23 protein-coding genes are annotated in these 23,036 nt (G+C 69.4%); 9 read left to right on the forward strand and 14 right to left on the reverse strand.

Translation table 11 applies throughout. The annotated features are described in order from the left end of the window. Window positions 1-26: 26 nt before the first annotated feature. Together LI337_RS13460 and LI337_RS13465 are read right to left on the reverse strand one after the other, a co-directional pair. Window positions 27-1,517, reverse strand: coding sequence for a fluoroquinolone export ABC transporter permease subunit (locus LI337_RS13460; RefSeq protein WP_227230355.1), 1,491 nt, complete (start codon window positions 1,515-1,517; stop codon window positions 27-29). Further along, complete coding sequence (locus LI337_RS13465; protein WP_227230356.1) at window positions 1,517-2,530, reverse strand: ABC transporter ATP-binding protein; 1,014 nt, start codon at window positions 2,528-2,530, stop codon at window positions 1,517-1,519. Before LI337_RS13465 ends, LI337_RS13460 begins: the two co-directional genes overlap by 1 nt. Before the next feature lie 200 nt (window positions 2,531-2,730). Between LI337_RS13465 and LI337_RS13470 the strand changes: the two genes are divergently transcribed. Continuing rightward, window positions 2,731-3,333 carry a TetR/AcrR family transcriptional regulator gene (locus tag LI337_RS13470; protein WP_227230357.1) on the forward strand — a complete coding sequence of 201 codons (603 nt, stop codon included), beginning with the start codon at window positions 2,731-2,733 and terminating at the stop codon, window positions 3,331-3,333. Between the two features lie 146 nt (window positions 3,334-3,479). Here the strand turns inward: LI337_RS13470 and LI337_RS13475 are convergent, their stop codons facing one another. Beyond that, window positions 3,480-3,734 carry a hypothetical protein gene (locus LI337_RS13475; RefSeq protein WP_227230358.1) on the reverse strand — a complete coding sequence of 85 codons (255 nt, stop codon included), beginning with the start codon at window positions 3,732-3,734 and terminating at the stop codon, window positions 3,480-3,482. Window positions 3,735-3,882: 148 nt separating this feature from the next. Here LI337_RS13475 and LI337_RS13480 point away from each other — a divergent pair, with 148 nt between their 5' ends. Continuing rightward, complete coding sequence (locus LI337_RS13480; protein ID WP_227230359.1) at window positions 3,883-5,457, forward strand: hypothetical protein; 1,575 nt, start codon at window positions 3,883-3,885, stop codon at window positions 5,455-5,457. On the opposite strand, the gene LI337_RS13485 is transcribed toward LI337_RS13480, so the two are convergent. The 3 genes from LI337_RS13485 to LI337_RS13495 all read right to left on the reverse strand — a co-directional run bounded on the left by LI337_RS13485 (window position 5,451) and on the right by LI337_RS13495 (window position 8,127). Continuing rightward, a complete protein-coding gene (locus LI337_RS13485; protein WP_227230360.1) occupies window positions 5,451-6,713 on the reverse strand; it encodes an iron-containing alcohol dehydrogenase family protein in 1,263 nt (420 codons plus the stop codon). The two genes, LI337_RS13480 and LI337_RS13485, sit on opposite strands and share 7 nt — an antisense overlap. Further along, a complete protein-coding gene (locus tag LI337_RS13490; protein ID WP_227230361.1) occupies window positions 6,710-7,687 on the reverse strand; it encodes a ring-cleaving dioxygenase in 978 nt (325 codons plus the stop codon). Before LI337_RS13490 ends, LI337_RS13485 begins: the two co-directional genes overlap by 4 nt. Window positions 7,688-7,752: 65 nt before the next feature. After that, on the reverse strand, window positions 7,753-8,127 hold the full coding sequence (locus LI337_RS13495) for a hypothetical protein (protein WP_227230362.1): 375 nt from the start codon (window positions 8,125-8,127) through the stop codon (window positions 7,753-7,755). A gap of 129 nt (window positions 8,128-8,256) precedes the next feature. Here LI337_RS13495 and LI337_RS13500 point away from each other — a divergent pair, with 129 nt between their 5' ends. After that, window positions 8,257-9,477 carry an outer membrane protein assembly factor BamB family protein gene (locus LI337_RS13500; protein ID WP_227230363.1) on the forward strand — a complete coding sequence of 407 codons (1,221 nt, stop codon included), beginning with the start codon at window positions 8,257-8,259 and terminating at the stop codon, window positions 9,475-9,477. A gap of 7 nt (window positions 9,478-9,484) precedes the next feature. On the opposite strand, the gene LI337_RS13505 is transcribed toward LI337_RS13500, so the two are convergent. From LI337_RS13505 to rnz, 5 genes are all read right to left on the reverse strand, one after another. Beyond that, the gene (locus tag LI337_RS13505) at window positions 9,485-10,477 is read right to left on the reverse strand and encodes an MBL fold metallo-hydrolase RNA specificity domain-containing protein (RefSeq protein WP_227230364.1); all 993 of its coding nucleotides are present in this window, start codon (window positions 10,475-10,477) and stop codon (window positions 9,485-9,487) included. A 44-nt stretch (window positions 10,478-10,521) separates the two neighbouring features. Next, window positions 10,522-10,908: a hypothetical protein gene (locus LI337_RS13510; RefSeq protein ID WP_227230365.1), complete on the reverse strand. Its 387-nt coding sequence runs from the start codon at window positions 10,906-10,908 to the stop codon at window positions 10,522-10,524. A gap of 73 nt (window positions 10,909-10,981) precedes the next feature. Further along, window positions 10,982-12,757, reverse strand: a complete 1,776-nt coding sequence (locus tag LI337_RS13515) for an ATP-dependent DNA ligase (protein WP_227230366.1) — start codon at window positions 12,755-12,757, stop codon at window positions 10,982-10,984. Between the two features lie 530 nt (window positions 12,758-13,287). Then, window positions 13,288-15,261, reverse strand: coding sequence for a DUF460 domain-containing protein (locus LI337_RS13520; RefSeq protein WP_227230367.1), 1,974 nt, complete (start codon window positions 15,259-15,261; stop codon window positions 13,288-13,290). A 151-nt stretch (window positions 15,262-15,412) separates the two neighbouring features. Next, complete coding sequence (gene rnz / locus LI337_RS13525; protein WP_227230368.1) at window positions 15,413-16,357, reverse strand: ribonuclease Z; 945 nt, start codon at window positions 16,355-16,357, stop codon at window positions 15,413-15,415. Between the two features lie 118 nt (window positions 16,358-16,475). Between rnz and LI337_RS13530 the strand changes: the two genes are divergently transcribed. Continuing rightward, the gene (locus LI337_RS13530) at window positions 16,476-17,927 is read left to right on the forward strand and encodes an Hvo_1808 family surface protein (RefSeq protein ID WP_227230369.1); all 1,452 of its coding nucleotides are present in this window, start codon (window positions 16,476-16,478) and stop codon (window positions 17,925-17,927) included. A 92-nt stretch (window positions 17,928-18,019) separates the two neighbouring features. After that, entirely contained in the window at window positions 18,020-19,186 is a 1,167-nt protein-coding gene (locus tag LI337_RS13535) for a nicotinate phosphoribosyltransferase (protein WP_227230370.1), read from the forward strand. 55 nt (window positions 19,187-19,241) lie between these two features. Here the strand turns inward: LI337_RS13535 and LI337_RS13540 are convergent, their stop codons facing one another. From LI337_RS13540 to LI337_RS13550, 3 genes are all read right to left on the reverse strand, one after another. Beyond that, window positions 19,242-19,463: a zinc-ribbon domain-containing protein gene (locus tag LI337_RS13540; protein WP_227230371.1), complete on the reverse strand. Its 222-nt coding sequence runs from the start codon at window positions 19,461-19,463 to the stop codon at window positions 19,242-19,244. 96 nt (window positions 19,464-19,559) lie between these two features. Then, complete coding sequence (locus LI337_RS13545; protein WP_227230372.1) at window positions 19,560-19,970, reverse strand: SRPBCC family protein; 411 nt, start codon at window positions 19,968-19,970, stop codon at window positions 19,560-19,562. A gap of 46 nt (window positions 19,971-20,016) precedes the next feature. Next, window positions 20,017-20,334 carry a hypothetical protein gene (locus LI337_RS13550; protein WP_227230373.1) on the reverse strand — a complete coding sequence of 106 codons (318 nt, stop codon included), beginning with the start codon at window positions 20,332-20,334 and terminating at the stop codon, window positions 20,017-20,019. Between the two features lie 58 nt (window positions 20,335-20,392). Here LI337_RS13550 and LI337_RS13555 point away from each other — a divergent pair, with 58 nt between their 5' ends. The 4 genes from LI337_RS13555 to gap all read left to right on the forward strand — a co-directional run bounded on the left by LI337_RS13555 (window position 20,393) and on the right by gap (window position 23,028). After that, window positions 20,393-20,572 carry a DUF8107 family protein gene (locus LI337_RS13555; RefSeq protein WP_227230374.1) on the forward strand — a complete coding sequence of 60 codons (180 nt, stop codon included), beginning with the start codon at window positions 20,393-20,395 and terminating at the stop codon, window positions 20,570-20,572. 85 nt (window positions 20,573-20,657) lie between these two features. Beyond that, window positions 20,658-21,335: a uracil phosphoribosyltransferase gene (gene upp / locus LI337_RS13560; RefSeq protein WP_227230375.1), complete on the forward strand. Its 678-nt coding sequence runs from the start codon at window positions 20,658-20,660 to the stop codon at window positions 21,333-21,335. A gap of 102 nt (window positions 21,336-21,437) precedes the next feature. Next, the gene (locus LI337_RS13565) at window positions 21,438-21,659 is read left to right on the forward strand and encodes a DUF7569 family protein (RefSeq protein ID WP_303645281.1); all 222 of its coding nucleotides are present in this window, start codon (window positions 21,438-21,440) and stop codon (window positions 21,657-21,659) included. Between the two features lie 322 nt (window positions 21,660-21,981). Further along, the gene (gap, locus tag LI337_RS13570; protein ID WP_227230378.1) at window positions 21,982-23,028 is read left to right on the forward strand and encodes a type I glyceraldehyde-3-phosphate dehydrogenase; all 1,047 of its coding nucleotides are present in this window, start codon (window positions 21,982-21,984) and stop codon (window positions 23,026-23,028) included. The last annotated feature ends 8 nt before the right edge of the window (window positions 23,029-23,036 follow it).

Raw genomic sequence — 23,036 nt, forward strand, 5'->3', positions numbered from 1 at the left:
AGACGACCTTTGTCCGGGTGACTCACTCACCCGGCGAACTGACCGAACCGCCGGACCAGCACCGCACAGACGCCCAGTTGATACAGGGTCCCGACGACGAGGTGTCCCGCGACCGCGACGAGACTCCCACCCGACAGCGACAGGACGACCGCCTTCGCGGCCCAGTACGGCGGGAAGACGCCCGCGACCAGTTCGAGCGGTCCCGAGACGAGTGCGATGGCGACGACCGGCGCGACGATCAGGAAGCCGAGGCCCTTGCTGACGCCGACGCCCTCCACCGTGTTCGACGCGAGTCCCGCGAGCAGGAGTGCGGTGACGGCCGCGTGGAGCGAGGCGACGAGGACCACCGCGAGAAACGTCGCCGGCGGGAGCGTCCCGAAGTCCACGACCGGGACGGTCAGGGCGGTCACGACCGCAGTCAGGCCGAGGATCACCAACCCCCGGTAGCGCAGGTAGCCGGCACCGGTGATCGGTGTCGTCCGGAGCGCCTGCAGGACGCCCTGTTCGCGGTCCTCCAAGACGAAGAAGCCGCCGACGAAGCCGAAGGTGCCGGCCGGGGTCAACAGGAACGCGGCCAGCAGTTCGGGTTCGTAGGCCGCGAGGTCCACGAACGACACCGCCGCGTCTATCGCGGGGACGCCCCAGCGCCCGAGTCCGGCGAGGAGCAGGGGCGACAGACCGATGTAGACGAGCAGTGGATCGCGGAGCCAGTTCCGCAGGTCTGCGACCGCCAGCGTCGTGATGGGGCCGACCGCCAGTCGGTCCAGCAGGCCCGACACAGCACCGCCTGTGGGAGCCGACTCCGCCTGTTCGCGCCGCCCGCCACCCTCCCCCCGAACGACGTGGCGGACGAACCGCCGGCGGGCGAGCACCCACGCGACCGCACTCGCGGCCAGCAGGTAGGCGACGCCGTAGGCGAGTTCCCACGTCGGGGTCGGCTCGAAGGCGGCCCCGAGGAGAACGAGCGAAGCCTGCGTCGGAAAGAGGTACAGCAGGGGGTGCGAGGCGATCCCGAGGTGGTCGAGGAGTGGCAGCGACAGGGGGAGCAGGTAGAGGATCGCGGTGAGGAAGTAGGCGTTCAACGAGTCGAAGCGGGCGACGGCGACGAAGCCGACGAGGACGAACAGCCCCGCCGTCAGCCCGAGTCCGAGCAGGAACCAGAACGGGTCGAAGTTGGTCCCGTGGACGACGAGGGTGACGACGCTCGCGCCAGCCAGCGCGATAGCCGACAGCGAGACGACCTTCGCGGCGAGGTACGCCCGGATCGACAGCGGCGAGGTGACGAGCGCGTCCAGTACCCCCTCGTTCTTCTCGAACAGCACCAGCGCGCCGACGAAGTAGAAGCCGAGGAAGCCGGGGTCGCCGAACAGCACCAGCACGAGCAGGTCGGTCCGCGCGCCGGGCGGCACGAGGAGGAGTCCCGCCGAGAACAACACCGTGACGACCGCGTAGACGGCGTAGAAGCCGTATCGGATCTGGAGGTCCACGTCCCACCGGAGCATCGTCGCCAGCGACATCAGACCAACTCCCGACCGGTGACGGCGATGAACACGTCCTCCAGAGTCGCCTCGCTGGAGTGGAGTCGCTCGACGGTGACCGCGTCGTCGGCCAGCAGACGGTCGAACGCGGCGTTCGCGCCCAGGCCGGCGAGGTCGAACGTCTCGGTCTCGACGAGTCCGTCCTGGCGGTACTCGACGGTCACGGTCGGCTCGCCGTACTCGCGTTTCAACGCGCTCGGGGCGTCCAGCACCGGAATCTCGCCGTCGACGACGAACGCGACGCGGTCACAGAGGTCGTCGGCGACGGTCATGTCGTGGGTCGTCAGGAAGACCGAGGTGCCCCGCGACTGGTGATCGCGGACGATCTCCTTCACGCGCCGGGCGTTACCGGGATCGAGTCCGCTGGTCGGTTCGTCCAGAAACAGCAGGTCGGGGTCGTGGAGCAGTGCCCGGACGACGTTGAGGCGCATGCGCATCCCCTTCGAGTAGTCGCCGACCTGCTGGTCGGCGGCGTCGTCCAGTCCGACGAGCGCGAGGAGTGCGTCGGGGTCGCGCGTCTCGCCGTCGTACAGGCCGGAAAACAGCGCGAGGTTCTCTCTGCCGGTCAGCTTCAGATACTGGTTCGGCGACTCCGAGGAGATGCCGATGCGTTCGTAGTAGTCGCCGCCCCAGTCGGCGACCTCGCGGCCGAACACCTCGACGCGACCGTCGTAGCCGTCGAGGAGTCCGACGACGACCTTCTGGGTCGTGGACTTGCCCGCGCCGCTCGGCCCGAGGAAGCCGAACACCTCGCCGGCACCGATCCGGAAGTCGAGACCGCGGAGCGTCGGCGCGTCCGCGCCGGGGTAGCTGTACCGGAGGTTCTCGACGATCACGTGAGCGTCTGCGAGGTCCGATTCGGTTGCGGACCGTGTGTCGCTGTCGCTCTCCGATCCTGTTCGGTGGTCGTCGCTGTCGGTGCTGGTGGACCGAGTGTCGCGGTCTGTGGACCGACCGCGACCCGTTGCGTCGGCGGGGTCGTTCGTCGCCATGACGCTCGTCGCTTCCGACTATGAATATATGAACGTATCGTTTCTATATTTTTGAACGTGGATGACGGCGTCTCGTGATCGTCTCGGGCGGTTCGTGGTAGTCGATGGCCGTGGATGCCGACCGCCAACCGACGACCACTGGCCGACGAATGGAAACGAGAAACAGACGATTCATGTATTCGTGATTCCTGTGTTCGACTATGCGCGGGTTCACACCGGAGCAGGAGTCACGGATCAGAACGCAGTTGCTCGAGACCGGACACGAGTTGTTCAGCACCTACGGGCTCCGGAAGACGACGATCGAGGATCTCACGAGCGAGGTCGACATCGGGACGAGCACGTTCTACCGCTTCTTCGACTCGAAAGAGGAGCTGTTTCTGGCCGTCCTGGAACGAGAGGGCGAGCGCGTCCTCGCGGAGTTCCACGACCGGGACTTCGACGAGGCCGATGATCCAGCGGCCGCGACCGCCGCCTTCCTCCGCTTCATCATGGACGAGATCGAGACGAACCCGCTGGTGGAGACGATGCTGGTGGACGTGACCCGCCAGCAGGTCGCGGCCCACCTGAGCGAGGCCGAACGCGAGGCAGATCGGGAGAGCGACATCGCGTTGATCCGGTCGTTCGTCGCCGACTGGGTCGACGACGACGCGGTCCACGGCGAGGACCCCGACGTGGTCGCGGGCGCGATCCGGGCGATCACGTTCCTCACGCTCCACCGCGAGGACATCGGCGAGGAGAGCTACCCCGAGGTCCGCGACTTCGTGATCGAGACGTTCGCGCGCGGACTGGTCGCCGACGCCTGAGTGGTCGCCGACGCCTGAGTGGTCGCCGACGCCTGAGTGGTCGCCGACGCCTGAGTGGTCGCCGACGCCTGAGTGGTCGCCGACGCCTGAGTGGTCGCCGACTGCGGAGGTGCTTTCACAGACTGCGGTGCCGAGTTCCGGCCGAGTCAGGCGTCCGCCAACTGGATCGCCCGCGTGACGACGTACAACAACAGCATCGCGGTCCCGACCGCGAGCACGAACTGGCCGACGACCGCAGAGAGGAGCGCGAGTGGCCCACCGACCGCGGCTCCGACGGCGAACGGGAGGAGTGCGAGACCGCCGAACAGCGCGACGAGGGCGGTGATCGGGATCGCTTCACGACGGAGGGCGTCGAAGTCGAGCGAGAGCGTCCCCGGCTCGACGAAGGGCGGGTTCGGCATCGTCGGGAGACTCACCCGGTCGCTAATTGACGCTTTCGGCTCGCCCCACGCGAGAGACCTCGTCGGGCGCTCGGTCGGCTCTCCACCTGGTTTCGGAGTACCCCCAAAGCGTTTACCACAGCCCGCACCACAGGGGGTATGCGACGCCGTGCCCTCCTCGCGGCGCTCGGTACCGGCGCGAGCGCCCTCGCCGGCTGTACGACGTTCGGGTCGTCGGCCACCGACACCGATCCCCCACCCGAGACGACAGCAACCGACCAATCGCCGGCGACGGCGACCGACGAACAGTCTCCCGGCGACGGCGACCGACGAACAGTCTCCCGGCGACGCCACCGACGAGTCGCCGGTCAAGCCGAGCGCGTCGTTCGACATCGTCGACCTCGACACGGTCCGGCGGACCTACGCGCTGACGCCGACTACGTACCGTTCCGACGACGACGCACGGGTGGCACTCCAGTTCGCCCGCACCGGGACCGCCGACCACCCGCCGGCAGTCGCGGTGAGCCTGACCAACGACAACGACTTCGCAAACACGTTTCGGCTGGACTGGCTCCCGCCGTTCGGCCGTCACGGGAGTCGGAACCCTCACCGACTCGGCCGGCCGCGCGACCGGTACGAGGCCGCCTACCGCGCCACGCTGTACTTCGTCCCGACCGCGGCGCACCCGCTCGTCGACGACCCGCCGAGCGTCGAGCGAGACACAGACGGTATCTGGCGACTGGCCGACGCCCCGAACACGGGCGAGTGGGGACCCGAGCAGTACCGACTCGCGCCCGGCGAGACGCTCCGGGGGGAGTACGCGCTCGTCGGCCACCCGGACGGTGCCGGCACCGGCCGACCGACCGGCGTCTACGAGTTCCGAGGCGAGAGCGACCTCCGACTCGCGGTGTGGGACACCGACCGGCCCGGTCCGACGACCGACTCGCGGTTCGCCGGCACCGACCTCCCGCCGGTCGGCCGCACCCGCGAGGGCGAGTCGGTGCCGACCGCGTGGGTCCACGACGCCGACGCGACGACGCCGAGTTACGTGCTTCCGGAGACCGAACGGGCGACACTCCCCGAGGGCATCGAGTTCGCGTTCGTCAACTCGAGCAGAGAGCCCACACAGTGCGGGCACTGGAACCTCTACAAACTCGTGGACGGCGAGTGGTTCCACGTCGCCCCGTCGGTCCACACCGCCGACTGCCGGCTGGTACGACCCGGCGGGACGAAGACGTGGGACCTCCACGCCTACCCCGGCGAGGCGATTCCGAGTTACGGCGACCAGACGACTGTCGGCTTCCTCGGCGGCGGTCGCTACGGCGTCGTCGCCGGCTACGGCCACGCGACCCCGCAGTCTGGTGCGCTGGTCGAACTCGTCGGCCCGCCGGTCGAGGTCGTCCCGACCGAGGACGTCGAGGCGTCTCGGGACGGCACGACCGTGACCGTCACCGCGCCGCAGTACGGCGACGCCGAGCACCCACCCGACGCCAGCCTCGTCGTGACCCGGACCGACGCCGATCCGGAGACGCGACTGATCCCCGAGCAGGTGATGCGCCGCCGGTATCGTGGGCTCCGGAACACGCTGTCGTGCTTCGACAGCGAGACCGAGCGTGTCGTCCTCCGAACCGACCAGCACGTCGTGGACCGGACGGTGGGCTACGACGGCGACTCGCTGACCTTCCGACTCGCCGGGACCGTCTACGAGGCGGTCAGAGCGGGCGCGGTCGGCGTCGATCAGTAGGCGTCCCGCAGGACACCCTCGATTTCCTCGCGGGTCGCTTCTAACTCGCTCGGCGCGTTCGCCATGAAGGAGTCGTCCAGCACCGCCTGTGCGACCTCGGGGAAGTCGTCGGGGTCGGGACCGTCGACGTCCCGGAGTCGCGTCGGGAGGCCGAGCGCGTCCCGGACCGCTCCGACCTCGCGGACGACCGCTTCCGCCGGGTCGGCGGCGTCCGCGACGCCGAATGCCTCGGCCAGCAGGTCCCGCCGACCGTCACACTCGGCGAACAGGTACCGGAGCGCGTGCGGCGCGATGATGCCGTGGGCCGCCCCCTGCTGGACCGGGTAGGTCTTGGTCAGCGCGTGCCCGAAGGCGTGGATCACGGAGAGTGTGACGCCCTCGGGGCGAGAGACGCCGTACTGCACCAGTACGATCCCCTCCAGCACCGGGATCAGCGTCTCGGGATCGACCGTGCCGGCGCTCTCCGCTGTCGCACCCATCGCCCGGAGCGCGGGCGCGAGCACACCCAGCCCGTGACTCGCGGTCGCGTCGGTGATCGGCGTCCGGTTCCGGGCGTAGATCGTCTCCAGTCCTTTGTCGAAGCCGTTCATCGCCGAGGCCGACAGCACGCCGGTCGGCGTCGTCGCCACCAGGTCGGGGTCGTACACCGTCGTCGCCGGCATCAGTCGCGGGTCCGAGACTCCGCCGGCGGTCGCCGAGTCGACGATACCCCCCGCCGGATCGGCGGTGATGCCGGCGACCTGCGACAGTTCCGCGCCGGCCAGCGTCGTCGGCACCGCGACCACCGGCGGCAGGGCGGCGTCGGGTACCGTGAGCGTCCCCGTCTCCGCGAACTCCCGACCCACGGCGTCCGGATCGCGGTCGTCACCGGCCAGCAGAGCCGCGACGGTCGCCACGTCCAGACTGCTCCCGCCGCCGACCGCGACGAGGGCGTCGGCGTCCGACTCGCGCATCCGATCGCGGGCGGCCAGCGCGGTCGAGAGTCGCTTCTCGGGTGTCGTCTCGGCGAAGACGCCCGCGAGTCGGTCGCCGAGTCCCGCCCGGATCGGGTCCATCACGGCGGGGCTGGTCCCGACGGTCTGGCCGGTGACGACCAGCGCACGACTCGCGCCGAGGTCCGCGAGTTCGTCCGCGAGGGCGGCGGCGCTCCCGCGACCGAACCGGATCGTCGGCGGCCGGTAGTCGAACCGGAAGTCGCTGGCGGCGGCACGCGCGTCAAGCGTGCCGTCCGGCGCGTCGGCCGCGTCGTCGGTCATCGGTCGGCACCCGGGACCGCGTCGGGATCGAACTCCGCGAGACTCGCTTCGATCTCCGCGCGTTCGTCCTCCAGCCACTCCGGGAGGGTGAGCCGCGAGCCGAGGTCGTCGACCGACTCGTCGGCGGCGAAGCCCGGTCCGGTGGTCGCGATCTCGAACAGTACGCCGCCCGGTTCCCGGCAGTAGATCGCCGTGAAGTACTTCCGGTCGATGGGATCGGTGGCCTCCAGTCCGTGCTCGGCGTAGGCCTCGATGTACTGTTCCTGGTCGGCGACCGACTCGGCTGTGAACGCGACGTGGTGGACCGTGCCGACGCCCATCTGTCCTCTGCCGGCGTCGGTCTCCACGAGATCCACGACGGAGCCGGGACCGCCGTCCTGCGTGCGGAACCGGACCCGGCGCTTGCCGTCCTCTTCGATTTCGGCCTCCCGCTCGTAACCCAACACGCCGGTCAGGATCTCGGCCGTCGGGTCGACCTCGGCGACGGCGAGCGTCGCGCTGTGGAAGCCGCGCAGTTGGTGTTCGGCCGGTACGTCGCTGTCCGGCCACGGGTCGGCGGGGCTGTCCGCGGCGTCCGCGCTGGCGACGAGTTCGAGACCGATCCCGTCCGGATCGGCGAAGCGCAGGACGGTCTCGCCGAAGCGGTCGTCCTCCTCGACATCGACGCAGTGGTCGGCGAGGCGGTCGAGCCAGTAGTCCACCGAGTCGGGGCTGATCAGGTACGCCGTGTCGCGGGTCTGGCCCGCGCCGAACTGTCCCTGTCGGCCGTCGTCGGTCCACGGGAAGAAGGTGATGTTGGTCCCCGGCGTCCCGCGGTTGTCGCCGAAGTAGAAGTGGTAGGTGCCGGTGTCGTCGTGGTTGACGGTGCGCTTGACGAATCGGAGACCGAGCGTGCCGACGTAGAAGTCGGCGTTGCGCTGTGGGTCGCCCGCGATGGCGGTGACGTGGTGGAGTCCGGCGGTCGGTGGTGCCATACTCGTGGTAGGTGCGCCGGCGATATGGGTGCTGTGGGCGTCGGCGTCACCGACCGACACGGGGGTTACCGGAGATACTCGATCCCGACGACGACTGCGACCGCCAGTAACCCGCCGGAGCCGAACGCCGTCAGTGGGGCGCCGATGCCCGGAACGAGTTGGACCGACCCCCACGCCACGGCAACGACGGAGGCGATGACGAGCGCCCGGCCGACGACGCCGATGCCCCGGAACCACGTCCCGACGCGCTCTGCGACCCCGGTCGCCGACGCCGGACCGACCGCGAGTCCGAACACGAGAACGCCAGCGAGGAACCACAGCCAGTGGGTGCTGGCGACGGTCAGGAGAGACACGACCGCCGTCGCGCCCGCGATGACACCAAAAGCGAGGTCCAGTCGGGTCGGGTGTCCGTCGGGACTCCAGACGGACCAGCGACTCACGGGAGCCACCACCGGACTGTGAAGTGTCGAGTGTGGAGGGCGAACGGCATCGTCCGACCGCTGACACGCGACCGGTATCAAGCTACTGCCGCCACCGCCCAGCACAGCCACAAACCACTCGGAGCCTCGATGCCAACGACCGAGCGAATGCCGCCCACTCGTCGGTCCCTCCTCCGAGCGTCGGCAGTCGCGGGCACCGCCAGCCTCGCCGGCTGTGTCGGCGATTCGCCGCTCGCCGACTCGCCGCTCGCAGACCCGATTCCACCCGACCCCGACACGTGGCCGCTGGCGAACTACGACCCCCAGCAGACCGCCGCGAACCGCGGTGCCAGTCCGCCGACCGACCCCACGGTCGAGACGTTCGACAGCACCGAGGACGCCTCGACCGTCGTCGTCGGCGGGGAGGGCGACGAGCGTCGCGTCGTTGTCGGCGGCTACGACCGCCTGACCGCCCACCGCCCCGACGGCTCGGTCGCGTGGCGTGCCGGCGACGCCGACGAGGTGGCGATCCGACCGGGGTCCGACATCTGCTACGCCACCGGCGGGAACGCCCCGTTCCGGGCACTCTCGCTCGCAGACGGCAGTCGGCAGTGGACGACCGAGGCACCGAACGGCTTCGCGGTCGTCCCCTCGACACGCGGGCCGTTTCTGCCGTTCAACGGCGGCGTCGACGCCTACGACCGCGAGGGCACGCGCCGGTATCGCGTCGCTCGCGGCGACGGACTCGGCTACGCCGGGGTCGCACTCGCCGACACAGTCTACGTGACCGACGTGGGGATGGCCGAGCGCCTCCGGCCGCGCGGGGCGATCCGGGCGTTCCGCGAGCGCCCCCCGGCCGCCGAGTGGCGCGTCGAACAGTCGCTGGGCTACAGCCACACGGTCGCCGTCGCCGACGGGACCGTCTTCGTCACCGACGAGCGCACGGACGGCACCGGCGGGGTGCTGGCGCTCGACGCGGCGACAGGTGGGGTCGAGTGGCGGCGGGACCTCGGCCAGCGACCGGACGGGCTCGCGGTCGGTCCCGACCGACTCTACCTCGCTGTGTCGATAGACCGCGAGACCGAGGCGAATCTGTTGTTCGCACTCCGACGAGACGACGGGGCGACCGACTGGACCGCAGCCGAGTACGGTCCCGAGTCGGGCTACTACGCCGATCCGGTCGTCGCCGGCGACAGCGTGCTCGTCGGCGGGAAGCAGGTGGATCGCCGGGCTGGCTTCCTCCAGTCGTTCACGCTCGCGGGCGACGAGCAGTGGACCGTCGAGTTCGAGACGGCGGTGCGTGCGGTCGCGCCGGTCGCGGATCGACTGTACGTCGCCACCGACGACGGGCAGTTGGCCATCCTGTCGTGAATCGAGATCAGAAGTCGCCGAGCGCGGTCTGGTTCGCCCTGAGCGCCGTCGCGTCGTACCCCTCGGTCACGAGGTGGTCGGCGAAGGCGTCCGCCGACCCGTGTTGCGTGTAGACCTGTTCGGGATCGACCGCGTCTACGAGGTCGCACAGCTCCCGGAAGTCGCAGTGGTCGGAGAGGGGGAACGTCACGTCGTAGTCGCCGCGGAACTTGAAGGAGTCGTCGACGGCCCACCCGGAGAAGCCGGCCGTCACCGCGCCGGTCGACTCGACGAGGCGGTCGATCCAGTCGATGCGGGCTGTCGTCATCGGCAGGACGAGCGCGTCACCCGCGCCGAGATCCGTCTCCTCGGTGTACGCCGAGACGTCGAACCTCACGTCGCGGTGGGCTTCGATCTGCTCGTTCACCCGGCGGACCGCGTCGGTCGTGTAGACGGTTCTGTCGGCCTCGCTCGCGAGCAACTGGAGTTTCTGTGCGCGGCCGAGGGCGTAGCCGAAGAGGAGGACGGGGTCGTCGGTGTCGGTCAGCCAGTCCCGGATCTCGCCGGCGAGCGTCGCGTGGTCGGGGAAGACGTACTCCGGTTCGCCGTAGGTCGTCTCGACGATCAGTACCTCGGCCTCGGGCGGGTCGAAGCCGTCGAGGTAGAACCGCGAGCGCGTGGAGACGTCGCCGGTGTAGAGGTAACGCGTGCCGTCGGGGTCGGTGACGAGCGTGGCCCGAGAGCCGGCGACGTGGCCAGCCGGCAGGAGGGCGATCCGGTCGTCGGCGGTCGCGTGGAGTGGCGTCTCCTTCCGGGCGGTGGCGAGGTCGGCGGTGAGGTCGGAGCAGACGGCCGTGACCTCGGGTTCCGGCCAGTGGTCGCCGTGCGCGTGGGAGACGACCGCCACGTCGTCGGCCGAGTCGTCGGCGTCGCCCGCGTCGCTGGGATCGTCGGCGTCACAGACGACCCGGGTCCCGTCCGAGAGGTGAATCTCGATCCCGTCGCGGTACTGAACCGTCACTGCGGGTCGTTGGGAGCGAGGGCGCAAGTCGGTTCCGGCGTCGATCACGGATCACAGGGGCGGACGTCGTCGCCGCCCTGTCGCTCCGTCCCACCGGGACCGACGACGTAGGTCGCCTCGCTGGCGGTGTCGGCGTAGACCGTCGTCCCGTCGCGGTCGACCGTGTAGGCGTACGGGACCTCGACCGAGACGACGACGCCTCGCGCCGTCACTCCGGAGACCGACGCGGCGTACCGTTCCGTCCCCTCGCGGACGCCCCAGTCGTCGAGACAGTCGGCGTCGGCCAGTCGCGTCTCGAGGTGGCGCTCCTCGGCGGTTCGGGCACGGCCTTCGGCGGCCGGGACCGCGAGTCCGGCGACGAGGAGGAGACAGACGACGCCGACGAGGAGGGCGGTTCCCGGTCGGTCACGCGGGTCGAGACGGGCCAGCATGTATCGTGTCGCACCCCCGATTCCGAGGCGACCGGTAAACGTCTTCTGTCGGGCCGCCGGGCGACCCTACTCGTCACTGCGAGTCGTACAGCGACTGGACCCGGTCGAGACTGTCGGCGTCGGTCGGGGCGAGGTCCTCACGAATCCCGAGGAACCGCGGGAACCGCAGGGCGAACCCGGAGTCGTAGGTCGTCGACGACTGGATCTCCTCGTACTCGACTTCGAGCACGAGGTCGGGGTCGAGGGTCACGTCCCGGCCGTCGCGGGCGACGACCGACTCCTCCAGTCTGTCGGTCAGTTCCTGGAGTTCCGCGTCGGTGTAGCCGGTGGAGACGCGGCCGACCTCTCTGAGGGCGTCGGTCTCGGGGTCGTAGCAGGCGAGGTAGAGTCGGCCGAGCAGTTCCGAGCGCCGGCCCTCGCTGTAGGTCGCCCGCGAGACGACCAAGTCGAGTGGCTCCATCGTCGGCTTCAGTTTCAGCAGCCGGCCGACCCGACGGCCCGGTTCGTAGGTGGCGTCGGGGTTCTTCAGCATCAGGCCCTCGTGACCCGCGTCGAGCGCCTCGCGGTAGAGCGACTCGGCGGGGTCGTCGCCGTGTTCGCCGTCCCCGTCGTGCGCGGCGGGGTCACCATCGCCGGTGTCGGCCGGGACCCACTCGCTCCGAACCGGTTCGAGACCGGCGCGGCCGGCGTCGAGGTCGGGCGCGACCGACTCGTAGCTCTCGGCGAGGTGGGTCAGTCGGTCCCGGAGCGGGCGGTCCAGCAGTGTCTCGCCGGCCGCGAGGCAGTCGAACAGGTGGGCGACGACCGGCACCTCGCGGGCCATCTCGGCGACGCGGGACTCGCGTTTGACTCGCTGGGAGAGTCGCTGGAAGGCGACCGGGACACGGTCACTGGGGTCGGCGTGGATCGACTCGGGGGTGTAGCCGACGAGTTCCCCGTCGAGGAGCACGCTGTCGGCGGTGACCCCCTCGCGGACCGCCCGGACCACGTCGGGGAACTGGGCGGTCACGTCCGCCAGTCGCCGGGTGAACAGCCACACGTCGTCGCCGGCGACGTGGACCTGGACCCGGATGCCGTCGTACTTGTACTCACACCGACTCTCCCCGCTCTCTCCGGCCGCGTCGGCCAGCCCCGCGTCGAGGCGCTCGGCCTTCTCGGCGAGCATCGACTGCACCGGCCGACCGATCTCGACGTCGAGGTCGGCGAGTCCCTCGCGTCCCGCCTCGCGGGCGGTCCGGGCCACCACGCGGAAGTCGGTCGTCACCTGATAGGCGCGCTCGACCGCCCGGATCGACTCCTCGCTCCCGTCGAGGAAGGCGTGGGCGACGGCGTCCCGGATGGTCCCCTCGCCGACCCCGACGCGGAGGTGGCCGAGTGCGGTCCGGACGACGTACCGGGCCTCGCTCGTGTCGGCGTCGGCCAGCAAGCCCGCGATGGCGTCGACGCTGCGCCCCTGGCTCCCGTCGCCCGCGTAGGTGGCGACCTCCCGGAGCGTGTCGTGAACGCGGGCGACCGTGAGGGGTTCGGAGAAGAGGGTCTGCTGGCCCCCGTGGTCGACCGCCCAGGCCGCCGCGTCGCCGAGGTCGCCGGTGGCGCGCCACTGCTCGCGGACCTCGCTTTCGGGTGCGCCGGTCGCGGTGAGAATCGCGTCGAGGGTCAGGCTGGAGGAGACGCCGAGGTCCGGGCGGTCGTAGGCCGGGCCGAGACGCCCCCGGACCAGGGTGACGAGGCGGTCCAGCAGGTCGGGGTCGGCGTCGGCGAAGGTCTCGGCGAGGATGTCGCGCTTGGCGTTGGTCGAGTCGGTCCCGGCGAGGTCGTCGTAGACCGCGACGAGGCCTGCGTACTGCATCACTCGGGGGTTGGGTGGCTGGTGGCAAAAGCTGGTCGGGAAGATTGAGTCGGTGGTTTCTGGGTAGTGCTTGGCCGTGAGTGTGATTCTGATAGGTACTGCACCGCAGACAACGACCGCGACAGCACCGCAAACCGCTCCAGCACCGCTACTCGTGCGAGCGCGAGGAACCGCAACCGCACAGCACAGCACCGCACCTCGTCCTCCCCAGCCTCGGCAGACGCTCTCCGCACCGCCCGCGTCTGCCTCCCTCGCGCGCGTCAGTCGCGCGCGCCGGGTTCGATACCGAAAGCCCACGCCACCCGGTCACTCGATCACTGTTTCGACAGCCCGAACTCCGACAGGACGCGATCTGCTGGCGACCGAAACCGGGCAGTGTCCGAGCGACAGCGAGGACCTGCGCGCAGTTCGGTCGCCAGCAGTCGGGGAGGCTCGGGGACCACTGCGACACGCGGAGTTCCACCGGGCCGACGATACGCCGAGTGACCACCGGTGACGACACGAATTGAATTTGAATCCGGATCGTACGCTTACCCAGTCTTCCCTTCGTCCGCCCGGTGTTCGGAGATGATCTGATCGACCATCTCGGCCTTCTGTTCCTTCTGGCGCTCCTCGGCCCGCGCCTCCCAGTCGGCGATCACGCCGGCAACGTCGCTCTCGCGGGCGACCGCCAGTTCGTCCACCTCCTGTATCGTCACGTCCTCGGCCGGTCCCACGGGCACGTCGTTCTCGAACAGCACCTCGTCGGCCGCCTCCGAGATGCCGCCGTCCCGGATGACGACGCGTGGCTCCTTCTCGGCGAGCAGTTCCGCCGTGCTCCGGCCCGCACCGGAGGCGTCCCGGAGGTACACCACGTCGCCGGCCGCGATGCCGTACTGCTCGTGGGCCGACTGCACCCCGTCGCGGGTGAACTGCTCGACGACCTTCACCGGTACGAGGTCGCGGTCGCCGGCCACGTCCGCGAAGTTCGAGTGGTCGAGTTTCCACAGCGCCTTCAGCCGCTCCAGTTTCGACTCAAGTTCGTCGGCACGCTCCGTCTCGTCGGCCAACTCGCGTTCCAGCCGGTCGGTCTCGCGTTCGAGTCGGCTCACCTCGCGGCGCTCGCGGGCCTCCCGGCGCTCCTCGCGGCGGGCGTCGGAGAGTTCCTCCTTGTACTCCTCGATGGTCTCGTCCTTCTCCGAGAGTCGGGCCTTCAGTTCGTCGACGTGCTCCTCCAGTCGCTCGACCTGCGACTCCAGCCGCTTGATCCGCTTCTCCTCGTCGGTCAGTTCGCGCGGTTCGTGGCTCGACTCCTCCTCCTCGTCGTCCTCCTCGTCCCGGAGGTCCCGCAGGGCCGCCTCGACCGACGACTCCTCGCTCAGGACGTGCGCGATGACGTCCCCGCGGTCGAACTCCGGGGGCGTCTTGCGCGTGATCCGGGCGAACTGGTCCTCGTGGGCGTCGAAGGCGTAGAGTGCGGCCGCCAGCGCGTCGCGTTCGTGGTCGTTCTCGTAGGTCGCGTCCCGCGTCCGGTGGAGTTTCTCGTCGACCGGCAGGTCCGCCTCGGGTGCCCACCCGGCCGCGTCGAACGACCGCCGGAACTTCTCGACCGTCTCCGGCATCGGAGTCACGTCCGCCGCGATCAGCAGCGGGCGACCGCGCTCGATGATCCACTCGATCACGTCGGCGCTGTCGGCAGTCCTGCTGGAGAACGTCTCCAGTACGCCGCCGTCGAGATCGACGAGGCCGACGGCCGTGGTCGTGCCGGGGTCGATGCCGACGATGACGCGGTCGCGGCGCTGGACGAGCGGTTCGAACTCGATCCCGTCCCGGCGCTCGCGGGTGAGTTCGACCCGCACGTCGCCGGCGCGCTTGTCCGAGACCGGGATGTCGCTCGGCGGTGCCGAGACGGTGAAGACCGCGTTCGCGTAGCCGCCGTACTTCTCGGTCACGTCCTGTTCGTACGCCAGATTCGCCTCGTCCAGCTTCGACGCGACGTTTCGCGTCTCCTTCCGGACGTTGCCGTGGATGCGCCGGGTGTAGCGGTCCGACGACCAGCCACCCTTCCCGGTGGATCTGCCCCGAGAGACCTTCACCTCGGTCGTGTCCGAGAAGGCGGTCACCTCGTGGCCGACGTTGCCAGCCGCGAGTCGCGCGGCGGCCTCGGCCTCCTTCATCGGATCCTTTCCGTAGGGGACGCCGTGCCTGCTGGCGACACGCGACAGGGGTTCGGGGCGTTCTGCGCCCGTCACCTGCACCAGTCGCGTGGTGTCCGGGAGCGACCGGAGGAAGCCGACCAGCGCGTCCTTGTCGGCCGCCAGTTCGTACATGTTGTCGGTGGCGACCATCGCCGGCTCCTCGGACTCGATCAGTCGCCGGAGCTTACGGTGTGTCACCACGTCTCTGGTGATCTCACCGTCGTTCAGCATCACGAGCGCGTAGGAGGGGGAATCACCGCGCACGTCGCCGCTCTGGATGTCTACTCCGAACACGAGCGACCCGAGCGCAGTCGTCCGGCTGTTCACAACCGTGGTAAGGCGTGACTGGATTTATACTCCACGGCGAGGTTGCCCGGCTGTCCTCGTGGAAAAATCGAGCGTCGGGGACCCGCTACGTCGACCGCACGTCGGCGTCGGGGACTCGCTACGTCGACCGCACGTCGGCGTCGGGGACTCGCTACGTCGACCGCACGTCGGCGTCGGGGTACGGCACCTCGACCTTCTGCCCGTCGTCGGCGACGAACAGGTCGCCGTCGAAGACGCGGCGAGCCTCCTCGGCGAGTCGGGAGGCGTCACCCGCGTACCGCGAGGAGATGTGCGTCAGCGCCAGTTGTCGGACGTTCGCGTCCCGTGCGATCTCGGCGGCCTCGCGGGCGGTCGAGTGCCCGGTACTCCGGGCGCGACCGGTCTCGTCGCTGGCGAAGGTCGCGTCGTGGATCAGCAGGTCGGCGTTCTCGGCGATCCGGGTGGTACTGGACAACGGGCGCGTGTCGCCGGTGTAGACCAGCGTTCTGCCGGGGCGTGGCTCGCCCACGACCTGCTCGGGGTGGATCACGCGCCCGTCGTCCAGTTCGACCGACTCGCCCCGGTGGAGCTTCCCGTAGGCCGGTCCCGGCGGAATCTCCAACTCCTGTTCTGCTTTCTCGCGGTCGAACCGGCCCTTCCGGTCGTCCTCCGTCAGGACGTACCCCTGCGACCGGGTGCGGTGTTCGGTCCGGAACGCGCGCACCTCGTAGTCGTCGCCCGAGAGCGCGACCGCGCCGGGCTGAACCTCGTTGATCCGGACCGGGTAGCTCGGCTGGTGGCCGCCGGCGTGGATCAGACTCTCGATGTGGTTGCGCGTGTTCGGCGGGCAGTGGATGGCGACCGGGTCGTCGCGGTCGGTGAAGTCCCACGACTGGATCAGCCCCGGAATCCCGAGAACGTGATCGCCGTGGAGGTGCGTGACGAACAGGTGGGAGACGCCGAAGCCGGTGCCGAATCGCATCATCTGTCGCTGGGTCCCCTCGCCGCAGTCGAACAGCAGGTCGTCGCCCTCGCGGTTGACGAAGACGGCGCTGGGGGCACGCTCGGTGGTCGGCACCGCCGCACTCGTTCCGAGGAACGTCACGCGAAGCGACATGGTTCCCCGTGTGCGGGGCAGGGGTTTACCCGCTTCGGAACGCCGAGGGAGTGAGCCGCCAGCGACGACGACCGCATCCCGAACAACGCTTTTGCTCGCTGACGACGACGGTACTGCCATGACCCGCCGTGCGCTCCTCCTCGCCCTGCTCGTGGTCCTCGCTGGCTGTGCCAACGTCTCGCCGACCGGGGAGTACCAGGACCCCGACGACTGGCAGTGGCCCGACGACCCCCCGACCGACCGCCTCGGCTGGGAGGCGGGCTACTGGTACAACGAGTCCATCGACGTCGACCAGTCCGACGGCCTGAGCGAGGCCGAACGCGAGGCGTTCGTCGCCCGGACGATGGCCCGGATCGAGGTGATCCGCGACCTGGAGTTCACCGAGACGGTCCCGGTCGAGGTCATCTCGCGGGCCGAGTACCGCGAGGAGTTCGACTTCGGCGCGAGCGACGACGAGGAGTTCGTGGCCTGGAACGACCAGGTGTGGGAAGCCCTGCTGATCGTCGGCGAGAACAGCCGAACCGACGACGAACTCGGCGAACTGTACGGCAGCTCCGTCCTCGGGTTCTACTCCTCCTCTCGCGACGAGATCGTGATCGTCAGCGACTCGCCGACGCCGGCCATCGACCGGGGGACGCTGGCGCACGAACTCGTCCACGCTCTCCAGGACCAGCAGTTCGGTCTCGGCGGGAGTTTCGAGACGCAGGACGCCCAACTCGCCAGAAACGGGATCGTCGAGGGTGACGCCCGCTACGTCGAGCGACTCTACCTCTCGCGGTGCGGCGACGAGTGGGACTGCGTGCCGACTCCACAGTCTGGCGGCGGTGGCGGTGACGGGGATTCCGACGACAGCGGTGACACCGAGAGCGGCACCGACGACAGCAGCGGGAGCGACGGGGACGGCCAGCAGTCCCCCAGCCAGCCGAACCTCGGACTCTACCTGACGATCTACCAGCCGTACAGCGACGGGCCGAACTTCGTCCACACGCTCTACCAGCAGGGCGGCTGGGACGCCGTGAACGCGGTCTACGACGAGATGCCCGCGAGCACCGAGCAGACGATCCACCCGGCGAAGTACCCCGACGAGCGACCGGTCGAGGTGACGATTCCGGACCGTTCGGCGGCCGACTGGTCGCGGTTCGACCGCGACCCGGTCGGCGACACGGTGGGCGAGGCGTCGCTGTACGCCACGTTCTGGTACCAGCGGTACACCGACCGGGACGACCTCAGACAGAACACCGGCGCGTTCTCCGATCTGAACTACAACACCAGCGTCACGGCCGGGTGGGCCGGCGACCTCGTGGTCCCCTACCGGAGCGACGCGGGCGAGTACGGCTACGTCTTCCGGACCGAGTGGGACAGCCCCGCCGACGCACGGGAGTTCCACGACGCCTACACGACGACGCTGACGCTCATGCTCGGCGGCGAGGAGGTCCGCCCCGGCGTCTACCGCGTGCCGGACGACCGGCCCTTCGGTGACGCCTTCCGCGTCACCCGCGACGGGACGACCGTGACCGTCGTGAACGCGCCCGAGGTCGGGCAACTGGACTCTGTCCACCGGGCGGAGTGACGGTCGGCCCCGACGCGACCGAAGACGAATCCTCTTCGACGACCGGAACCGAACGGGAGACCTTTTTCAGCGTCCCGGTCGAAGCGCGAGCGATGACGGACTTCGACATCGTCGGGCCGGACGCCATCGCGTCGGGCCGTGCCACCGACGCCTACTTCGAGCGGACGGAGACCACCCTCCGGCACGCCGGCCGGAATCCGACGGTCGTCGCCGAGGTGACGGCCGACCAGTTCCCCGACGGCGACTACGAACTGCTCGCCGGGGTGAGAGACGCCGTCCACCTGCTCGAAGACCTGCCGGTGGACGTGGACGCCGTCCCCGCAGGACGCCTGTTCGACGGCGGCCCGGTGATGCGCATCGAGGGCAACTACCTCGACTTCGCGCGCTACGAGACCTCCTTACTCGGCTTCCTCTCGCACGCCAGCGGGGTCGCCACCGCCGCACTCGACGTGCGCCGGGCCGCCCCCGAGTCGTCGGTGCTCTCCTTCGGCGCGCGCCACGTCCACCCCTCCATCGCTGGCATGGTCGAACGCTCGGCACTGCTGGCGGGACTCGACGGCTTCTCCCACGTCGCGGCCGGAGACGTGCTCGGCCGGGAGGCCGGCGGCACGATGCCCCACGCGCTGGTGATCTGTTTCGGTCGTGGAAACCAGGAGGACGCGTGGGAAGCCTTCGACGAGGCGGTGCCCGAGGACGTGCCGCGCGTCGCACTGTGTGACACCTACAGCGACGAGAAGGACGAGGCGCTCCGGGCGGCCCGGACGCTCGGCGACCGCCTCGACAGCATCCGACTGGACACGACCAGTTCCCGCAGGGGCGACTTCCGGCACATCCTCAGGGAGACGCGCTGGGAACTGGACGTGAACGGCTTCGAGGACGTGGACCTGTTCGTCTCCGGCGGTCTCGGCCCGGCGGACCTCCGGCACCTCCGCGAGTACGCCGACGGCTTCGGTGTCGGCGGCTACGTCTCGAACGCCGATCCGGTCGACTTCGCGCTGGACATCGTCGAGATCGAGGGCGAACCGGCCGCGAAACGCGGGAAACTCTCGGGCGCGAAGGAGGTCTACCGAACCGCCGACGGCGGCCACCACGTCGGCCTGCGCGGGAAAGCAGGCCCCGAGGACGGCGAGGCCCTGCTCCAGCCAGTGCTCCGTGACGGCGACCTCGTCGTCGACTTCGACCTGTCGCTGGACGCCGGCATCGACCGGGCCGGCGAGGACGCGGCACGAACCGGCTACGGCGACGAGTTCGAGGCGTAGTCTGCGACCCGACTGCCGAGTCGGCGGCGGTCTCAGTACCGAGTCGGCGGCGGTCTCAGCAGGCACACCCGGTCGACCCGGGTGATCGCTCGAACGTCATCGCGTCGCCGCACTCGGGGCAGTCCGGCGTCGCCTCGCCGTCGACCTCGAAGTCCGGAACGCGCTCCGCGCAGTCGTGACACCAGTAGGCCCCCGTCGACTCCTGTGTCCCCGTGCCCCGGTCGGTGGACTGCGTCGAGGCCGCCAGCGTCTCCTTCACCGTGCTGAACAGTCCCATGTGACTATCTGCCGTGTTTTCGGTCATAAAACCCCGGACGGTCGTCCGTGCCGCACGCACGAGCGTCGACCCCGGCGGTCCAGTGAGAACAGGCGGCTACGTCACGTCGTCGGCCAGCGCGTCCAGTGCCCGCCGGAGTTCTCCCCGGCGTTTCCACGCCGCGATCCGGTCGGTGACGACAGCGAGTGGAAGGCCGAGACTCACCGCCGACCGCGCGGTGACGACCGAGCCGTCGTCTTTCGGTGCGACAGAGAGCCACGTCTCCATCGCGTCGAAGGGGCCGCCCGCGCCGGCCTGTTCGTAGTACCAGCCGTCCTCGCGTGACTCGAAGTGGAGCGTGAGTTCCAGCCCTCGCGCACCGGCGGTGACGAGCGTCCCGTGCTCGGTGTCGGTCGTCTCCCGGACCGTGAAACTCCCCTCGTACTCGACCACGGCGGTCGGCGTGAGCGCCCGGCGGACTGCTGTCGGCGTCGCCGGGACGAACCGCTCGACCGTCACCTCGCGCATACCGGGCGGTGGGTGGCCGGGGTCAAAAAGCCGGAGCCTCCCGGCGTCACAACAGCAGAGGGACCGCCAGCAGAATCGTCACCAGTGTCAGGAGGAGCGTGACGTAGAAGAGCTGTTTGAGCCGTGCTTCGGGAGGCAGTTCGCTCCTGATCTCCGGGCGGGCGCGCCGGACGAGTCGGTGGTACGCGAGCGCAGTCGTGCCGACACAGACGACGCCGGAGACGACGAGACTCTCCCGCAGGGGGACGCCGAGTGCGCCGAGGTAGATCGGCCCGAAGGAGAAACAGACGAGAAACGCCGAGGCTCCGACGACGAGGAAGGGGACCGGATCGACCGCCGTGCCCTGGTCGTTGCGCAACTGCACACCGGAGCGTGGGACCGGATCACAAAGAAGCTAAGTGCCGGCGCGGGGCATCGCCGGTATGGCCGACTCACAGGGCGACCCGCGCGTGCTGTTCGTGATGAACCTCGTGTTGTCGTCGGTGTTCGCCGGGGTGGTGATCTGGGGGCTGTCGTTCATCGACGTGGTCGCGTTCTCGTGGGTTCGGGTCGTCGGCCTCGCGCTTCTCCTGATGGCGATCACCTACGTCGTGACGCGGTGACAGGTGTCGGCCGGGGAGCGCGAGACGCTCGCACGCGGCCAGCGTCCCACACAGTTTTAAACGGTCGCACGCCGCCGGTTCGAGTATGGCCATCGAAGATCGCGGCGAAGCGTACCTCGTCACCCACGCACTCGCCAAGCACACGCTGACGAAGATTCGGGACGTGAACACCGCGCAGGTCGCCTTCCGGAAGGGCCTCGTCAAACTCGGCCGGATCGCGGGCTACGAGATCATCGACGGCGCGATGGAGACCGAGTACGTCTCGGTCGAGACGCCCCTCGCCGAGACGACCGGCGAGCAGGTCCGCGGACTGGACGACGTGGTCATCATCAACGTCCTCCGGGCCGCCACGCCGTTCGTCGAGGGTCTCCTGAAGGCGTTCCCGCGGGCGAAGCAGGGCGTCATCTCGGCCGGCCGCGACGAGGAAGCCGGGATGAACGACGACGGCGAGTTCCCGATCACCATCGACTACGTGAAACTGCCGGAGATCACCGAGGACGACACCGTGATCGTCGCCGACCCGATGCTGGCGACCGGGTCGACGATGTGTACCGTCCTCGACCACGTGACCGACGAACAACCCGACCCGGAAGACCTGTTCGTGCTCTCGGCCGTCTCCGCGCCCGACGGCCTCCTGCGCGTCGGCGAGCAGTTCCCGCAGGCCGACCTGCTGACGGTCGCCATCGACGACCACCTCGACGACGACGGCTTCATCGTCCCCGGTCTCGGCGACGCGGGTGACCGCGCCTTCCGGACGAAGTGAGCCGTGCCGACGACCGCGACTGGTGGCCGCGCTACCCGGACGACGGTCGTCTGACGCGGCACAAACGACTTTACACCCCCGCACGTCACGTGTCCACATGAACTGCCGGAGGCACCCGTGAGCGACGACGACCCCTGTGACGCCTGCGGGAGCGCGACCACCGACGCGCTCTCGCGGACGGTTCGCCTGACGGTGGATCGCTCACAGATCGACGCCCAGCGACTCTGCCCGGAGTGTTTCGCCGACTGGATCGACCGCTACCAGGCCGAGATGCAACCCGATCGCAGTCCCGTCGACCCCGACTCCGAGATCATCGTGGACTGACGCTCGCCTGTTCGTGGGCGACCGACGTCGGTCGTCGAACCCCTTCCCTTCGACTCGAAAACTACCTCCAGTGAGCGACCTCGCCGGTCGTCGCGGTCGTGGCGAAACAGCCCGCAGTGGGACTCTAGAGTGCTCTATAGTGGTCACCAACAGAAACGCCACCGTTTCGGCTGGAGGTATGCTGTCGGCAGTCGATACGTACTCGGTCGGTATTCTGCCGGAACGTTCACGCAGAACTGCCGAAATCGCCGGACAGAGGGGCGGGAGCGACCGAAACACGGTTCCACCGAGATTTAAGACGGTGGGAGTGGACAACTCGAATATGAGTGAACGCTCGTATCTCGAAGCAGGGAGTGACGTGAGCGAGGACGAGGTCGTCCGGATCGGACTGAACGGCTTCGGTCGCATCGGGCGGAACGTCTTCCGCGCGGTACTGGAGACCCCGAACGTCGCGCTCGTCGGCATCAACGACGTGATGGACGACGACGACATGGCCTACCTCGCCAAGTACGACTCGGTGATGGGCCGGTTCGACGGCGTCGAACTCGAAGACGGCCACCTGACGGTCGGCGGGACCTCGGTCCCGCTGTACAACGAGCAGTCGCCCGCAGAACTGCCGTGGGACGAACTCGACGTGGACGTGGCACTGGAGTGTACCGGCATCTTCCGCACCTACGACGAGGCCAGCGCACACCTCGACGGCGGCGCGGACAAGGTCATCATCTCCGCCCCGCCGAAAGGCGAGAAGGAGGTCAAACAGATCGTCTACGGCGTCAACAACGAGGACTACGAGGGCGAGGACGTGGTGTCGAACGCCTCCTGTACGACCAACAGCGTGACGCCGGTCGTGAAAGTGCTCGACGAGGAGTTCGGCATCGACTCCGGCCTGCTGACGACGGTCCACTCGTACACCGGGTCGCAGGCACTCATCGACGGCCCGGCCTCGAAGACCCGACGCGGGCGCGCGGCCGCCGAGAACATCGTCCCGACCAGCACCGGCGCGGCCGTCGCCGCGACCGAGGTCCTGCCGCAACTGCAGGGCAAACTCGACGGGATGGCGATCCGCGTCCCGACCGTCAACGGCTCCGTCACCGACCTGACGGTCGACCTCGAGGAGGACGTGACCGTCGAGGAGATCAACGAGGCGTTCCGCGACGCCGCGAACGACGGCCCCCTGGCCGGCGTGCTGGGCTACACCGACGACGAGATCGTCTCGCGTGACATCCTCGGCCTGCCCTTCTCCAGTTACGTCGACCTGCAGTCCACGATGAGCCTCGAAGACGGCCTCGTGAAGATTCTGACGTGGTACGACAACGAGTACGGCTTCTCGAACCGGATGCTCGACATGGCCGAGTTCGTCTCCGCGTAAGCCGGTCA

This window comes from Salinirubrum litoreum (genome assembly GCF_020567425.1).
Lineage (GTDB): Archaea > Halobacteriota > Halobacteria > Halobacteriales > Haloferacaceae > Salinirubrum > Salinirubrum litoreum.

Excerpts from the sequence above, each read along its gene's own strand:
- LI337_RS13460 (WP_227230355.1), bottom strand. The coding sequence starts at position 1,517 with ATGTCGCTGGCGACGATGCTCCGGTGGGACGTGGACCTCCAGATCCGA.
- LI337_RS13465 (WP_227230356.1), bottom strand. The coding sequence starts at position 2,530 with ATGGCGACGAACGACCCCGCCGACGCAACGGGTCGCGGTCGGTCCACA.
- LI337_RS13470 (WP_227230357.1), top strand. The coding sequence starts at position 2,731 with ATGCGCGGGTTCACACCGGAGCAGGAGTCACGGATCAGAACGCAGTTG.
- LI337_RS13475 (WP_227230358.1), bottom strand. The coding sequence starts at position 3,734 with ATGCCGAACCCGCCCTTCGTCGAGCCGGGGACGCTCTCGCTCGACTTC.
- LI337_RS13485 (WP_227230360.1), bottom strand. The coding sequence starts at position 6,713 with ATGACCGACGACGCGGCCGACGCGCCGGACGGCACGCTTGACGCGCGT.
- LI337_RS13490 (WP_227230361.1), bottom strand. The coding sequence starts at position 7,687 with ATGGCACCACCGACCGCCGGACTCCACCACGTCACCGCCATCGCGGGC.
- LI337_RS13500 (WP_227230363.1), top strand. The coding sequence starts at position 8,257 with ATGCCAACGACCGAGCGAATGCCGCCCACTCGTCGGTCCCTCCTCCGA.
- LI337_RS13510 (WP_227230365.1), bottom strand. The coding sequence starts at position 10,908 with ATGCTGGCCCGTCTCGACCCGCGTGACCGACCGGGAACCGCCCTCCTC.
- LI337_RS13515 (WP_227230366.1), bottom strand. The coding sequence starts at position 12,757 with ATGCAGTACGCAGGCCTCGTCGCGGTCTACGACGACCTCGCCGGGACC.
- rnz (WP_227230368.1), bottom strand. The coding sequence starts at position 16,357 with ATGTCGCTTCGCGTGACGTTCCTCGGAACGAGTGCGGCGGTGCCGACC.
- LI337_RS13530 (WP_227230369.1), top strand. The coding sequence starts at position 16,476 with ATGACCCGCCGTGCGCTCCTCCTCGCCCTGCTCGTGGTCCTCGCTGGC.
- LI337_RS13535 (WP_227230370.1), top strand. The coding sequence starts at position 18,020 with ATGACGGACTTCGACATCGTCGGGCCGGACGCCATCGCGTCGGGCCGT.
- LI337_RS13540 (WP_227230371.1), bottom strand. The coding sequence starts at position 19,463 with ATGGGACTGTTCAGCACGGTGAAGGAGACGCTGGCGGCCTCGACGCAG.
- LI337_RS13545 (WP_227230372.1), bottom strand. The coding sequence starts at position 19,970 with ATGCGCGAGGTGACGGTCGAGCGGTTCGTCCCGGCGACGCCGACAGCA.
- LI337_RS13555 (WP_227230374.1), top strand. The coding sequence starts at position 20,393 with ATGGCCGACTCACAGGGCGACCCGCGCGTGCTGTTCGTGATGAACCTC.
- upp (WP_227230375.1), top strand. The coding sequence starts at position 20,658 with ATGGCCATCGAAGATCGCGGCGAAGCGTACCTCGTCACCCACGCACTC.
- gap (WP_227230378.1), top strand. The coding sequence starts at position 21,982 with ATGAGTGAACGCTCGTATCTCGAAGCAGGGAGTGACGTGAGCGAGGAC.